8 protein-coding genes are annotated in these 15,558 nt (G+C 44.6%); 3 read left to right on the forward strand and 5 right to left on the reverse strand.

Going from position 1 to position 15,558, the window contains the following annotated elements; all coding sequences use genetic code 11:
• The first annotated feature begins 141 nt into the window (after positions 1-141).
• Complete coding sequence (locus ACQRBJ_RS02385) at positions 142-6,495, forward strand: T9SS type A sorting domain-containing protein (protein ID WP_445302773.1); 6,354 nt, start codon at positions 142-144, stop codon at positions 6,493-6,495.
• Positions 6,496-6,736: 241 nt separating this feature from the next.
• Here ACQRBJ_RS02385 and ACQRBJ_RS02390 read toward each other — a convergent pair whose 3' ends face one another.
• The 3 genes from ACQRBJ_RS02390 to ACQRBJ_RS02400 all read right to left on the reverse strand — a co-directional run bounded on the left by ACQRBJ_RS02390 (position 6,737) and on the right by ACQRBJ_RS02400 (position 8,792).
• The gene (locus ACQRBJ_RS02390; RefSeq protein ID WP_264950384.1) at positions 6,737-7,225 is read right to left on the reverse strand and encodes a DUF6169 family protein; all 489 of its coding nucleotides are present in this window, start codon (positions 7,223-7,225) and stop codon (positions 6,737-6,739) included.
• Positions 7,226-7,228: 3 nt separating this feature from the next.
• Entirely contained in the window at positions 7,229-7,390 is a 162-nt protein-coding gene (locus ACQRBJ_RS02395) for a hypothetical protein (protein ID WP_264950383.1), read from the reverse strand.
• A gap of 88 nt (positions 7,391-7,478) precedes the next feature.
• Entirely contained in the window at positions 7,479-8,792 is a 1,314-nt protein-coding gene (locus tag ACQRBJ_RS02400) for a serine hydrolase domain-containing protein (RefSeq protein WP_445302774.1), read from the reverse strand.
• Between the two features lie 202 nt (positions 8,793-8,994).
• On the opposite strand from ACQRBJ_RS02400, the gene ACQRBJ_RS02405 reads away from it, so the two are divergent.
• Both ACQRBJ_RS02405 and ACQRBJ_RS02410 read left to right on the forward strand, forming a co-directional pair.
• Positions 8,995-10,080, forward strand: coding sequence for a metallophosphoesterase (locus tag ACQRBJ_RS02405; protein WP_297158887.1), 1,086 nt, complete (start codon positions 8,995-8,997; stop codon positions 10,078-10,080).
• Between the two features lie 303 nt (positions 10,081-10,383).
• A complete protein-coding gene (locus ACQRBJ_RS02410) occupies positions 10,384-10,989 on the forward strand; it encodes an epoxyqueuosine reductase QueH (RefSeq protein WP_295346844.1) in 606 nt (201 codons plus the stop codon).
• A 125-nt stretch (positions 10,990-11,114) separates the two neighbouring features.
• Here ACQRBJ_RS02410 and ACQRBJ_RS02415 read toward each other — a convergent pair whose 3' ends face one another.
• Positions 11,115-12,779, reverse strand: a complete 1,665-nt coding sequence (locus ACQRBJ_RS02415) for a formate--tetrahydrofolate ligase (RefSeq protein ID WP_294967952.1) — start codon at positions 12,777-12,779, stop codon at positions 11,115-11,117.
• A 274-nt stretch (positions 12,780-13,053) separates the two neighbouring features.
• Positions 13,054-15,420 carry a beta-galactosidase gene (locus ACQRBJ_RS02420; protein ID WP_445302775.1) on the reverse strand — a complete coding sequence of 789 codons (2,367 nt, stop codon included), beginning with the start codon at positions 15,418-15,420 and terminating at the stop codon, positions 13,054-13,056.
• Positions 15,421-15,558 lie beyond the last annotated feature (138 nt).

Raw genomic sequence — 15,558 nt, forward strand, 5'->3', positions numbered from 1 at the left:
AAATATACCTTTTCTGTTCCTGATGGTCAAAAAATCTCAGATTACAAAATAGACGTCTATCTTTCCGATGAAACTGCAGATGTTAGTAATAATACTCTTCTCCAAGAACCAACTCTTAAGGCGAAGATTACTTATAATTTGATGCCTCAATCAGAGAAGGATAAGTTGACTTTTGATGCAACCGATGATTCTTCATTGGATGCTTCTAAGGTTTTCAACTTCCGCCAGGCATTCACTTCGAAGACAGCAAAGGTTCAACTGCTTACTAAGGAAAATAAGCAGCGACTTTGCGAGGCTCTTGATGTAACCGACTTGAGTAAAGTAACTGACCTCTATGTGCGATGGATGATTACAGATAAGAGCGGTAAAGCTATACCTGGCATTACTGCATCTGGCTTGACTCTACGTAAAGATAAGACAACAGAAAAAGAAATATATTATACATGGTTCTCTGAGAATGCAGCCAGTACTTTGTCTGCAGCGTTGAATCCTACCTTCACTTTTCCTACCACAATGTCATGGGATGATTTGAAGGTATCTTGTGTCGTATCCAATACTAAACTGGTAGAAGGTACGAATGTAAAGTATGGTGTCATGATTAAGGAACCTGATGCGTTCAACATCAAGTTTGACGTCAGCTTAGAGGAAGCTCCGCTCCTTAATGATTTGGATGCTGCGTATTCTCATAACTCAAAGACAATACCTCTTTATCTTAAGGAATCAACAATTGGCAACAAGCAACTTGTAATTACCGATATTGCTTCACAAATAAAGGATTTTAGTCTCTATACGAAGGATGCTAGTGGTAATTACGAAGTATCAGCTGCTAAGCCAATATACTATCGTGTAAGTATTATTGATAAGAAAACGAACAAGCCGATGAGTGCCATTTCTTATAATGAAGTGTCTGAAGCTGGAGGTATTAGTGGTGGATTGAATTCATCTAGCTTCCAATGGAAGGATAAATACAATAATTCAAAAGGATTATTCTATTATTCAAAAGATAAGACTTCTGTTCCCGAGTCAGATTTTTATATTGCGTTTGGCTTTAATAATGAAACAGATTTTAAGAATAGTCGTATAGAAATATATTTTTCAGATGGAGCTCCAGTGCTTGAAAATTATCTTGTTGTCACAGAACCAACAATTAAAGGTAAGTTGGTTTATGATATCAAGAGTGCCACAGATGCGCCTTTCAAGCATTACAAGGGTTACGCCAATGCTGATAACGATTATGAGGTAATTGATGCTTCGAAGAATCAGTTGCGCCAGAAGGTGTCTACATGGGAGTATACCTATGTTGTTGATAATACTGACCATAAGACTGTGTCTCTTATGTTGCCTATACAGAATTTCGAATCCTCTGGTGACCAATTGGAGCCTTTAGGTTATTTCAGATGGTATAATTATGATACAGATAATGCATCAGCAAACTTATCTGTAGAGGGATCTTCTTCTCTATTGAATTCTGTAAAAGATGCAGATAATGTAGATAAGGGATTGATGGCTTTCAATTTGATGCAGCATGCTATACAGTCAACAGTTGGTGTAAAGTATACTCGTCCTAGTGACCCAAATTGGAAGGGTGAAACTATTGCTTGTGACGTAAGCCGCTACATTGATGGAATAGATGCTACTGGAACCTATATGGAACATGAACCAACCTTATCCATCAGATACATTTTCCATATTATTCCGTCTACGCAAATGGCTGAAATTCTCAAGGAAAATCTTGTAAATGATAGCAAGGACCTTACGTTTGAGGATAATAAGAATGTTACGGTAGGATTTAAGGATGATAACTCGACGATGACTTTGCGATTGGATTTTGTAGATCCTAAAATGTATTATTTCTATCCAGTTACCAATACTAAAAAGCATGTATATTATCCTGCCGGTTCAACTGAAGCAGAGACAAATGCAATTATCGCTGAACGTAAGATTAAGGAAGAAGACTTTTCTTCTGATATCAAGAAGGCTGTCACGATAGAATGGCGAGCATATAATGGTACCAGAGACAAGATGTGTATTCTTGGAGCAGGTAACGTTCCTGATTTCCCACGTTTCTTTGATTTGAGCATAAGTCTTCTGAATGGTGTAACTTGGACCGATTTGGATGGTGGTACTGCTACCACACCAACCTTTAATCCAGGTGATCACTTTTACGTAGTGGCTTATGTTAAGGATGAGACTGGATATTTTAGTAGCCCGATAGCCAATTTCAGTATACGATACTTCCGTTTCTATCCAAAGACTTTCGAAGAAATGGGTGCTGATGATGTGACTCGCCAAATATCTTATCTTGACGAGAACTATAACAATATGGCTGTTGTCTCTTTTGATAATGATAGTCCAGAACAAACATTGTCTGCGCCTACAAGTCCTGATGATAATCAAAGTAAGAATCCGTCATCATGGAACAAGCGCAGTTATGGTTTCGTTTATAAGGATTTGATAGATAAAAGTGCAAATAAGAATGGCGACAGTAATGTATATTATAATACCAAACATTCTCCTCAGCATGGTGAATATGGTATTTATAAGACGGCCAATGTTAATGGTATTTCTGGTGATGGTAGAATTGCCTCTGGTACAGATGGCTACATGTGGTATTCGGGGAAAGAACTGCATGATAGAACTTACGCGCTTACAGGAAAATCTCAGTCGGGTTCCTTCCTTTATGTAGATGCTTCTGATGAAAGCCGTACCATCGCTTCTGCTGAGTTTACTGCAAGTCTTTGTACTGGTCAGCAGATGGCATTTAGTGCCTGTATTGCTGATATGACAACGCAAACCGTTAAACCACAGATTATGTTTAGGTTATTTGGTTTGGAGAAAGATGAGTTTGGCAACATAAAGAACAAGAAGTTGTTACATTCTTTTTCTTCCGGTGCATTTAGCACAAACCGTCTTAGTTCTGAAGAGGCAAAATGGTATCAGGTGTATGGTAAGATTACGATTCAGCAAGATGAACAAGTAGAAAAGTATTCTGACTTCCGTATCGAAATAGATAACTATAGTAAGGGTACCATAGGTGCTGACTATGCCGTTGATGATATCCGTATATATTTAAAGCCAGCTAAGGTTGAAATCTATCAGGACCGACCAGCCTGCGGTGAAACGAGTACAGGTAGCATCAAGTTGAAGATACGTGCCATTCACGAAACTTTGAATGCTATACTTAACCATAAGGATACGAAGATTCATTACCGTTTAGTGAACGAAGATGGTTCGCCTGTTACAGGAGAAGGTCTTTACAACTATTCGTTAAAAGGACCTGGTGAAGCTACAGCTAAAGAAATTACGACGACCAAGAGCTATGCATCTGTTGATGTCTTTGATTCAGAGGAAAACTGTGCAAAGTATGAAATTGATGGTGTCAACATGATAGAAAAAGATGCTGATGGTGAAACCTATATCATCCTGGCTAATCATCCTTTCAAACTCACAAAGGGTAAGAAGTATTATGTCTCCGTATGTGCTGATAGTAATCCAGATGCACCAGATGCCAATTGGGGTAAACCTTCTGATGTCTGCTCTATCTATAGTGCTATATTTGAGATGATTGGGCAGACACCAATGATTACTGATACAGATGGTAAAGTCATTACAGAGTATCGTGTGAATTGTACTGATTCTGACCCTAAGGTTACGCTAAAGGGAAGTCTTACAACTATTGACCCTAATACTGGCGAGAAGATTACGCTTACTGGTGTGCCATTCTTGTGGTATATTGATGACAGCAGTACGCCTGTCGATGCAACACCATTAACAACCATTGAGATACCTGTTAGCAAAATAGGATATGGTGCTCATAAAATTTATATGAACCCAAACACGGCTGAAACAAATGCTGATGGGGAAATGGTATTTACTGTTGGTAGCGTCAAATATCTGATGTGTACAGAGAAAATTGCTGTGCCTCTGCGTATTGCTAAAGATGGTCCGCAGCTAAACTTCGGATTCAATGATGTGGATTATCCATTTAAAGATAACAGCTACGAAGCTTCATTGCGTATCGGATTGCCACAGATAAAGAAGTTATTGGAAAAAACTTCCCAGGGTTATCTCCAGGTACCATTGCATAGCGCAAGCTATAAGACTGGTGTCGAAGATAAGACTTTGACATTCATTGATGATAGTAAGACTGGTGCAGGTAAGACTTCTGCAGATGTCTATGTTGCTACAACCAATGACCCTCTATGGGAAGCTTCTTTATTGAATAAATCTGTTGCAACATTGAGTTCTAGCACTCTTTCTGAAATCGTGCCAGGTGTGCAGTCTACCCTCGACCTCAAGTTCTCTGACGCTGCCGTAGAGAATTTCCATGAGGGATACTACTACGAGCTTAGATTCGCCTTCGAGCAGAAAGCAGTAGCAACAGGTGGAACAAGCTGCCCGGGCGAGTCTTATCTCAAGCTGAAGATTGTACCGGAGTTCATTACCTGGTATCCTACTGCCGATGGTGGTATGAATGCCAACTGGAATAATGATGATAACTGGCATCGCTCTTCATCTACAGAATTGTATGATAATGAGTATACTGATTATCAGACTTATGGCAGTACAACATCTGCGGCAGCAAGTTCTTCGAAGATAGAGATTCCTACGCTGAACAGCTATGTGCCAATGAAGTTTACCAAGGTTACTATTGATAACTTGAAGGGTTTGCCTTTCCCTGACCTCGGTAATGTCGTTTATAGTAAAAGCAATAAGATTGCTACCAAGCTGACCAATGGTAAGGGTAACGAGGCTACAAAGTATATCCAGTATGACATCATGGCGTTCTGGAATGAGGCGGATGCTGATAAGGGATTGGAAGCAGGTAATCTGAAGTGTGAGAAGTTCTATGGCAATACCTGCCATCAGATTTACTTCAAGCCTCAGGGCGAGCTTCGCGACCAGTGCTATCTGATATATGACAAGGCTTGGGTAGAAAAGGAACTGGAGCCTAACAAGTGGTACACCATGGCTTCACCTCTGCAGTATATCTACGCAGGTGATATGTATGTGCCAGCAAGTAATGGACGACAGGAAACTAAGGCATTTACGGGTATTAAGTATAATGATAAGGTGGCATATTCTAGTACTTTAGATGCGTATAGCCGAAGCAAGTATCCGGTTTATCAGAGAGCCTGGATGAAGAGTGATGTGAAGGAAATCACAGCTAAGGGTGATTATCCTGCATCTCATTATCCTGAAGGTGCTAAGACTGATGATATGAATCTCAATCTCGGCTATTGGAGCCACGTATATAATAAGGTGGACGAGAGCTATGCCGCAGATGGAACATTCGGTGGCTTCGCTATCAAGGCGGGTAATGCGCTCTTGCCAAAGAATCAGACTAAGAATGCGCTCCTCCGTTTGCCAAAGGAAGATACAAGCTATCAGTACTTCGATTATGATGGATCAACAACTTCTGGTGGTAAATCTGTAACTGTTGGTAAGAACAATGGTCATGGCAAACTTCTCGTAGCTTTCAATAACGATGAGAAGCATCTCGCAGAGATGACTCAGAACTTGGGAACTGATAACAACAGCGGTTTCTATCTCGTGGCTAATCCATATACCTGTTCTATCTCTCTGAAGAAATTCTTTGAGGTAAATACGGGATTGCAGAAAGCTGTATGGGTGGTTGATGGAGGTGATGTAAGTAGTGTTTCTGCTACAAATTTGGCAGATAAAGACTTCTTCGTTCAGCCTACTCAGTCGTTCTTTGTGAAGAAGGATGGAACTGCTTCTGTTGATGCAGTGAAGTTTACTTCTGCGATGTATGTAGACCGTCTTATCTCGCAAGGCTTCATCATTGCTTCTGATTATCTCAAAGACGTGAATGTCTCGGCTCAGAATGCAAAGGGACAGAGTTCGATGGCGCGTATTGCCGTAAGAAATGAGGCTTCTGATGATTATGATGAGCAGGAGGATGTGGATCTTCTGTGCGATCAGAACCTGAGTGGTATTCCGCAGGTTTATACCGTGGCTGGTTCTCAGGCTGTGGCTGTAAATGCTACTCCTAAGATTGAATGGATGCCAATGGGTGTCATCATGGAGAATGGGGAGAAGAACGAAAGGGTAAACCTTGACTTCAAGGGCGTTGCCAAGCTCGATGCTCCGCTTTATCTCTATGATGCTGCCAACGGACAGTATACCGAACTGCAGGATGGCAATGAGGTGAGCATTCAGGCGAACGAGCATGGCAGATACTTCCTGACACAGACTCGTGGTACTACCGGTATCCAGCAGATTGAGGCTGAGGCTGAAAGTAATCAGTTGAAGGTTTATTCACCTGCTGCGGGCATGATTGTTGTATCTGCCCTGAATGGTGAGAAGTTGGGTAGGGTAGAGGTATTTACATTGGATGGCAAGATGGTTCACAGTTATCAGTTACCTGATAAGCAGAGAATGATTCTCCGTGTTCCATCCGGAGTATATATCGTAAAGGCATCCACCCAGTCCTGTGCTCAGGCTAAGGGACAGAAGATTGCCGTAAGATAGGAGAAGCTTGGTTTGACAAGTTTATAATAGTAGATAAAAAACGAAAAGAGGGTGTATCATGAATTTATGATGCACCCTCTTTTATTCGTATATTAAAGATATATTGTCGGAAAAGACAGGATATATTTCTGAGTTATTTTGTATCTCCGGCCGCACAACAGCTGTTGTGCGCTTGCATAACAGCTGATATGCGCTCGCACATCAAGTGTTGTGCATGCGGTGACCAACTGTTATGCTCTTTTTATTTGTTGTTTTGAAACATGGCTATTTCACGTTCAAATGTAGAAATAATCATTTCTAATTGAGGGTGTAAAATAGGTACAATTATTGATACGTAATTTGGACAGCCTTCATCTATAACTGTTGCTGTTCTAATTGCATATTTCTTTTTCTGTTCATAGCCATTAAACCAGCGTAAAAACAATCTGTCTCGTTGAGCCTGTTGTTCATTGGCTGTGTCACAAATATATAGAAGGATATCTGGATTTTTTCTGAAAAATTCTTCTATAACAAGGATAACCGTTTGTTGAATCTTTTTGTCATTGGGAGATTTTTTCCTACTTCTGTTTGTTATGCGAAACCAATAGGCTTTTAGATTGAGCATATCATCTAATTCAAAAGCTATTGAATAGAGGATATTATAGTCTGTTTTAAACATAATCTCCCCTTCTTCATACCAAACAGGATATGGAGCAAGAATATTGATTTGGCTTAAATCTAAGGTTTTCATAGTTTAAGCCAAATCATAAAGATGTGAGTCATTTACAAGTTTTATCTGTTCTTGTAAATCATCTAATTTCTTGTTCATTTTATCTTCCCATTCTTGTTTGCGCTTTTTCTCCCGACGCATAGCTGCCAAGAAGGTTTCTCTTGTAAATAAAACATTGTCTGTCATAATCTTTGTCTTTAAACGTAAATCTGCTTGCAAATATACGCTGTTTTTTTGTAATCTCCAAACTTTTCCTGACTTTTTTCTTCCTTCTCTATATGAACAAATCCTTCTTCGGCATATCTGCCATGAACTGCTTGCGGAGCTTCTCAAAGAATGCCATGGTGTCGTTGCTGAAGCCGTGACCCTTCCAGGTGGAGGTGTTGGTGATGAGAATCCAGCACTGACCATCGGGGTACTTCAGGACTATGGCAGAGGTGCCGGCAAGAGAACCGGTACGAATCCACGGACGATAGCTCTTTGGGGTGTAGTTCCAACCGATGGAATACTGATGGTCGGGCTGCTCGGTGGTCATAAACTGGATGCTCTTCTGGCTGAGAATGTCCTTGACATGAGGCAGACCGTCGATGCTGGCGATGAGACGGCTCAGTTCGGCTGCTGAACCACACCATGCTCCGGCACCAGAGAGGCGAGGAAGGTCGGTATCGCCATAACACTTTTCTACCATTCTGCCACTGTTGTTGTATTCATATACCGGGATGCTGCCCTGGTGCATGTAATATTTCGTCTCGTTAGGAAGGCGGTCCTTGTAGTAGGTGCCGGCAATATGCATGTCGTAGCATCCGGCAGGCTGGAGCACGTACTTCTGCATGAAGTTCTCGTACTTCATTCTGCTCTTCTTCTCGATAATCATCGAGAGAATCATGTAGCCCAGATTGCTGTAGCATTTGCCCTCGCCCGGCGTATAACCCAGATGGCGCTTCAGGAGAATCTTGAGCAGGGTCTTATGGTCTGGAGGCGTGGTGAGGTGGTTCTGCATCATGATGTAGCGGGTAGAGGATACCGGGTCGCCGGCATAGTTGTTGAAACCTGCCTGATGGCGCAGCAGCTGTTCTACGGTGATGTTGTAGTAGCGCTGGTCCTTGATACTGTTATTGTAGGTGGTATCGTTCAGGATTCCCTTCGGTCCGAATACCTTCTCGTTCATCTTGAGCTTCTTCATCTCCTGCAGTTTCATGATGCCTACAGCAGTGATGAGCTTGGAAATGGAAGCGAAGCGCATCAGCATGTTCGGTTCCATTCGGATGCCCCTCTCCTTGTCTGCCCATCCGAAACCGCGGGCATAGAGCAGGGAGTCGTTGCGGGTGATGACGAGCTGTGCACCGTTGATTTCCCATCGCTTGAGGTATCTCTCCACGAGCGAATCCATCTTGTGATATTCCTTTCCCTCGGTGAGGGCATTGCTGATGGAATCGTTGATATGCACCTTGGGGAGCGTATCCTTTGCCTTCTCCTTATCCGAAGATGAGGTGCAGCGCGATACGCAACTATGTGTAGACCATGCGACGATGGCCGTGAATGTGAGCAATATGATAGCTATTCTTTTCTTTCTGAGTCTTCTTGCCATATTTATTGATGATGTTTTTTACAGTTTACGGCTTGCAAAGATACTGCAATCTGATGAAACGGCAAAAAAAATAAAGTTAAACATCTACAAACATGAACGGTTAAGCAGATTTTTATGTATCTTTGCACCGTAGAAATACTTGAACAGGTAAATGAAAAAGATTATTAAAAGGATATTCAGATCCTTCTTATATATAATAGGTATGGCAGGGCTTGCTCTCTTGCCCGACATCTGGCTCTGGCATCTGGGAGTGAGCGGGTGGCCTTTGGCGCTAGCCATTCTATGGTGGGTGCCTTCCTTGCTGCTTCTACTAGCAGAGGTAGGGCTGCAGATGGGCTTCTTTCATAAGCTCTCCGTCCGCATCCTCTTCACTACGATTCTGTTTTCGGTGATGCCCAAGGTGGTGTTCATCCTCTTCGATTTCATGATGCCGTGGTTCTTTGCCCTCCTTCCGGCGCTGGCGCTGATGGGATGGTTTGCCTTCGGATTCATTGAGGGCTGGAAGCGGTTGGAGATACGGTACGTAACCTATGAATCGCCCGACCTTCCACCTTACTTTGACGGTTACCGTCTGTTGCATTTCACTGATTTTCATCTGGGTTCTTTCCCGAAGGATAGTGACTTCGTACAGAAGGTAGTGGATGCAGCCAATAATGAGGAACCGGACATGATGCTCTTTACGGGCGATCTGGTGAACAATGATGCCAGGGAGGTGGAGCCTTATCTGGAAACGCTGAAACAGCTGCATGCCCACGATGGCATCTTCTCGGTATGGGGAAACCATGATTACTGCGAGTATGGCAACAATCATACGATAGCAGGACTGAGAAACAACTGGAAGCTGCTCTATAACTATCAATGCCAGTTGGGGTGGCATCAGTTGATGAACGACCATTTCACCGTGAGTCATGGTATGGCTTCCATCGATATCATCGGTGTGGAGAATGCGGGGCAGCCTCCTTTCAGTAACCGCAGCAAGTTGCCGAAGGCGATGAAGGGACTGAAGAAGGAAGGGTTCAAGATTCTGCTGACCCATGATCCGCATCACTGGCGCAGAGAGGTATGGGACAGACCTATCCAGCTGACACTGGCAGGGCATACACATGCGGGACAGTTGCAGATAGGCAAGTGGACACCAGCCCGCATGGCATTCAAGGAGTGGGGTGGTGTTTATCGCAAAGGCAGTCAGATGCTGAACGTTTCATCGGGTATTGGCGGCTCCTTCCCGTTCCGATTGGGAGCATGGCCAGAAATGACTGTAATAACGTTAAAAAGAACTTTAAAATGACGTGTATACGTTAATAAAATACAAATACTCTCTTAAAACACAAAGATTGTGGTAAATATTTGCCGAAACTTTTGTGAATACGAATAAAAATCGTATCTTTGCACTAGTTTTCGCATATATTTGGGCAAATGGGGGGTGTCGAGACGACTGTACTCCATTTGTTTTTTTATGCCTCCCCAAATATCCCTTTTCTCCTCTCTTTATTTCCAGTGAAATGGAAGAGTATTCAGCATGAATACTAATCATAAAGTTCCAAGTTTCAAGTTCAAAGTAAAAAGTTCCAAGTTCAAAGTTCCAAGTAAAATGAAGATTCCAGTAGAAGAACAATATAAATTCGTGAAGTTATCGCTTCCTGATGGTAGCAAGGCTGAAGGTCATGATGTGTTGCTGCATGCCTGCTGTGCGCCTTGTTCGTCAGCGATTGTAGAGTGTATGCTTCGCAACGGCATGAAGCCGACGGTATATTTCAGCAACAGTAACATTTATCCCTTACAGGAGTTTGAAATTCGCAAGCACGAGCTGATGCGCTTCCTGGAAGCGCAGGGGGTTCCGTATGTGGAGGATGAGTATGATCATGAGGAATGGTTGGCTACCATCAAGGGTTTGGAGCTGGAGCCTGAAAGGGGAAGCCGTTGCTCGATGTGTTTCCGGTATCGTTTGACGCATGCGGCTAGGTATGCTCAGGAGCATGGCTTTCATCTGCTTACTACTACCTTGGCTTCTTCCCGGTGGAAGAATATCCAGCAGATAGATGCAGCCGGACATCTCGCCGTAGAAGGTTGTCCGGATGTAGAGTGGTGGGATATGAATTGGAGAAAGGGCGGTTTGCAGAATCGCCGTGGAGAATTATTGAAAGAGAATGAATTCTACAACCAATTGTATTGCGGTTGTGAATTCAGCATGAGATAAAGTGTTTTTCTGCGCAGGGATTTTAGGCACGGACTACACAGATTACACGGATTAATGACATTCATGATAAATCCGTGTAATCTGTGTAATCCGTGCCTTTTCTATATTCTAGGCTAGATGCCTATTTAAGAAAGGCCAGTGATTTCACCGTTAACCACATCGATACGCTCAGCCTGTGGGCTCTTTGGCAAACCTGGCATACGCATGATAGGACCGGCGATGACTACGATCATCTCAGCACCCATGTTCAGGGTGATGTCGCGAACGTGGAGTTCGAAGCCTTCTGTTGGACCGTAAGCCTTAGCATCGGTAGAGAAGCTGTATTGGGTCTTGGCAATACAGATAGGGAACTTCTCTGCACCCAACTTCTTGATCTCGTCAATCATAGCCTTTGCAGAATCGCTCATGGTTACGCTGCCGGCACCATAGAGATTGAACGCAACCTTCTCAATCTTCTCTTCTACAGAATCTTCGTCAGCATAAGTGAAATAGAGAGGAGCAGATGGACGCTCATCGATGGTCTTTACTACGAGCTCTGCCAATTCCATCGCACCCTTGCCACCTTCGGCGAAGGCACTGTTGACAGCGAATCCGCAACCCATCTCCTCACAGTGCTTGCGCAATACCTCAATCTCCTCGTCGGTATCAGTAGCAAACTTGTTGAAGGCGATGACAACGGTCTGACCAAAGCTCTGAAGGTTCTTCACGTGCTTGTCGAGGTTCCAGTAACCAGCTTCCATTCCTGCAACGTTAGGCTGCTTGATATCTTCCAGAGCTACGCCACCGTGCATCTTCAATGCCTGGAGAGTAACAACAAGAACGGTAAGGTCTGGCTGCAAACCAGTCTTGCGGCACTTGATGTTGTAGAACTTCTCTGCGCCGAGATCTGCACCGAATCCTGCCTCAGTGATGGCATAGTCGCCATACTCGAGAGCTGCTGCTGTAGCCATCACAGAGTTACAGCCATGAGCGATGTTGGCGAAAGGACCGCAGTGAACGAAAGCAGGAGTTCCCTCTGTGGTCTGAACCAGGTTTGGCTTCAGGGCATCGAGGAGGAGGGCAACAATACTGCCACCTACACCCATATCCTTGACGGTGAATGGTTTGTCATCCTCAGTGATGCCGAGGAGAATATTGTCGATGCGACGGCGGAGATCGTCTACACTTGTTGCGAAACACATGATAGCCATGATTTCAGAAGCAGGAGTGATATCGAATCCTGCCTCTGTCTCGATGCCGTTCTTATCGCCGATACCGGTGATGATGCGACGGAGACCACGGTCGTTGACGTCCATTACTCGGCGCCAGAGAATCTTCTTGAGCTTGAATCCCTCTGCCTCGTGCTGGAAACGGTAGTTGTCCAGGAGGGCAGCAATCATGTTGTTGGCCTCTGTGATGGCATGGAAGTCGCCAGTGAAATGGAGGTTGATCTTATCCATAGGCAATACCTGTGCATAACCGCCACCGGCAGCACCACCCTTCATGCCGAAGCAAGGACCGAGAGAAGGCTCGCGCAATGCAACAACTGCCTTCTTTCCAATCTTCTGCATACCGAGGGCGAGACCCACGGATACGGTGGTCTTTCCATTACCAGCCTTGGTAGGACTGATAGCGGTAACGAGGATAAGATGATGGTTCTTAAACTTGTTTCTGTCAATTTTGTCCGTAGTAATCTTAGCGATGTAACGGCCGTAGTTTTCTACTTGGTCTTCATGGATTCCAAGTTCAGCTGCAACCTCATTGATGGGGCGCAGTTTTACTGATTTAGCTATTTCAATATCTGTCAACATAAAAAATGTATTTGTATTTTGCTGCAAAGGTACGCAAAAGTATTCACATAATGGCAAATCAATGTATAAAAAAACAAAAAGTGGGGGAGAAGGAGTTTATTATATACTAAAAAAGGAGTTTTAATATAAACGAAAAAAGAGGCAGATTCACATCTACCTCTTTTTTGCAATCTAACTAACTTTCTATTCTCCAATAGAAATACTACATTTTAAACTATATGTGTTAATTTTCCACAGTCAGCCTGTGGCTGACCAAACCTATGAACTTATCTTTTTATTTTCTAACGTAGAGCTTAAAGCCCTTGACGCTGCCCGGTGCACCCTGCTCGGCACGTGGCAAGTACTCGAAAGCTGAAATGGTAACCTCCTTACCCATATCCACGATTCCCAGATGTGGGAAGTTGGCTCCCTTCTCGGTCTGCCAATAGGTGCTCTCCTGGAGGTCGAACATCTTGTCGAGAGTTGAGTTACCCTTCTCGCTGTCGGCATAGAAGGCTACCCAGTTGTTGCGGTCGATGCGGTTGCCGCTGGCATCCTGGAGATAAACCTCGGCGATGGCAATCTGGCTGTCACCACTCTGGCTGCTCTCTGCCTGGATGGCGAAGTAGCGACCGGTTACAGGCTTGTCGAGCTTGATGGTCTGCCAGCCGTTACCAGCCTTGAACTCGCCCTTCAATACTGGAGTCTCTGAATTGAGATCCATGCGATGACCAGGCTCGTTGTGCTTGTTGCTCTTTTCGAGATTCAGCTTGTCGAGCTCCGGATGATCCTGGCAGAAGGCGGTAGGAGCCACGGTAGAACCTGGCTTGCCTGCTTCACCCTTAGGACCTACAACGTCGAGAACAATCACCTCGTTCTTGCCCTTCTTCAACCAGCAACCTGGGAGATAGAGGGTCTGCTGAGGACCAATCTGCCAGAAGCGGCCGAGGGCATGACCGTTTACGTAAACCTGACCCTTGCCGAATGCCTCCATATTAATAAAGGTGTCGCCCACCTTCTTCAGGTTGAAGTAGCCGCGATAGTAACCAGCCTTGGTCTGAAGACCACGCATCTTGTTGGTTGGCATGGCGAGTGCCTTCACTGCCGTCTGGTAATCATCAGCGATGCTGCTGTTGTTCCATCGGGTAGGGGTGAGGGCAAGTTCGCAATCCTCCTTCTGAGTAGTGAGGGTTACGTTGCCGATGATACCCTTGTAGTCTTTGATGGCACGACCGAAGTTGATTCTTCCCATACCTTCTACCACGATGGTGAGCTGAGCACCCTGTGGCATGGCTGGCAATTCGAGTGATTTCTCGTTCTTTACACGGTCTATCTTGCCAACATATTTTCCGTTCACATATACCTGGGCAAAGTCGTGGAACTCGCCGGTCAGGGTTGATGTACTTTCGATGGCTGGAACGGTAGTCTCGTAAACCATGGTGCCCCATCCCATGTCCATATCCTCGAAGCATTGAGGAGCATGGGTTTCCTTCGCCTTTCCGATACCGTAGCTCAGAGGCTTGTACTCGGTAAACTTGAATTCTGGCACCTTGATGATCTGCATCGGAGCCTTAGGCACGGCTGGCAACTTCTTGCCGTCGTTGTATTTCGCCATCATCTTCTGCAGTTCGTAGAACTTAGGAGTAGCCAATCCCCATTCGTTGATAGGGGCATCGTAATCGTAGCTGGTTACGTCTGGCTGGAAACCAGGCGAGTTGGCACCTGCCCAATGGCCGAAGCTGGTTCCGCCGTGGGTCATATAGAGAGAGAAGCTGATGCCTTTGCTCAGCATCTCGTCCATTCCTTCTACCATATCCTTGGCAGGACGGGTTTCGTGGCGTGCTCCCCACTTGTCGAACCAGCCGCTCCAGAACTCAGAGCACATCTTTGGGGCGTTAGGACGAACCTCGCCGAGACGCTTAAACTGCTGGTCGATGTTGGCACCTGTACCGAAGTTCATGGTCCAGGTAAGGTCATCGAGACCATTGTTCAGGAAGTTGGATGACCAGTCGCACTGGAAGAGGCTCACCTTGTCGAAGCCACTCTTGCGAACGATGTCACGGATAGCACTTACGTATGGCTTGTCCTTTCCGTAAGAACCATACTCATTCTCCACCTGAACCATGATGATAGGACCACCATTCTGGATAGTGAGTGGAGCCAGCTGCTTGCCTACTTCCTTCTCGAATATTTCTACACGCTGCATGAAGTAAGGGTCCTGCTCACGAAGCCGGATGTCCTTCTTCTTGAGGAGCCACCAAGGCAGACCGCCCATTTCCCATTCAGCACAAACGTATGGACCCGGGCGAACGATGACATACATGCCGTTCTTCTGGGCGAGGCGGCAAAAAGCAGCCACATCGTTGTTGCCTGTGAAGTCGAATTTGCCTTCCTCCTGCTCATGGATATTCCAGAACACATAGAGGCAGACGGTGTTCATGCCAAGAGCCTTGCACATCTTGATGCGATGCTCCCAGTAGGCACGAGGAATACGAGGGTAGTGCAACTCGGCAGCCTTAACCACGAAAGGTTTGCCATTGAGAAGGAATGTCTTGTCGCCGGTAGTGAAGGTGCCACCTTTCTGTGCAGCCATCATCTGAGCCGGTGCCAGTGCCAATAGCGAGGCAAAGGCTAATGTCTTGATTGTATGATTCCAATTCATGTTCATGTATTGTTATTCTATGATGATCTTTACATTGTTATTTGTTTCATTTCGACTGCAAAGGTATGCATTATTTATCAAACAGAAGGGTATAAAATATTATTTAATGGGGACAAATCGATAAAACCCCCTTATTTG

It is taken from the genome of Prevotella sp. SGI.167 (assembly GCF_050313615.1).
GTDB lineage: Bacteria > Bacteroidota > Bacteroidia > Bacteroidales > Bacteroidaceae > Prevotella.

Excerpts from the sequence above, each read along its gene's own strand:
- ACQRBJ_RS02395 (WP_264950383.1), bottom strand. The coding sequence starts at position 7,390 with ATGACAGACAATGTTTTATTTACAAGAGAAACCTTCTTGGCAGCTATG.
- ACQRBJ_RS02420 (WP_445302775.1), bottom strand. The coding sequence starts at position 15,420 with ATGAATTGGAATCATACAATCAAGACATTAGCCTTTGCCTCGCTATTG.
- ACQRBJ_RS02415 (WP_294967952.1), bottom strand. The coding sequence starts at position 12,779 with ATGTTGACAGATATTGAAATAGCTAAATCAGTAAAACTGCGCCCCATC.
- ACQRBJ_RS02400 (WP_445302774.1), bottom strand. The coding sequence starts at position 8,792 with ATGGCAAGAAGACTCAGAAAGAAAAGAATAGCTATCATATTGCTCACA.
- ACQRBJ_RS02385 (WP_445302773.1), top strand. The coding sequence starts at position 142 with ATGCCTCAATCAGAGAAGGATAAGTTGACTTTTGATGCAACCGATGAT.
- ACQRBJ_RS02390 (WP_264950384.1), bottom strand. The coding sequence starts at position 7,225 with ATGAAAACCTTAGATTTAAGCCAAATCAATATTCTTGCTCCATATCCT.
- ACQRBJ_RS02405 (WP_297158887.1), top strand. The coding sequence starts at position 8,995 with ATGGCAGGGCTTGCTCTCTTGCCCGACATCTGGCTCTGGCATCTGGGA.
- ACQRBJ_RS02410 (WP_295346844.1), top strand. The coding sequence starts at position 10,384 with ATGAAGATTCCAGTAGAAGAACAATATAAATTCGTGAAGTTATCGCTT.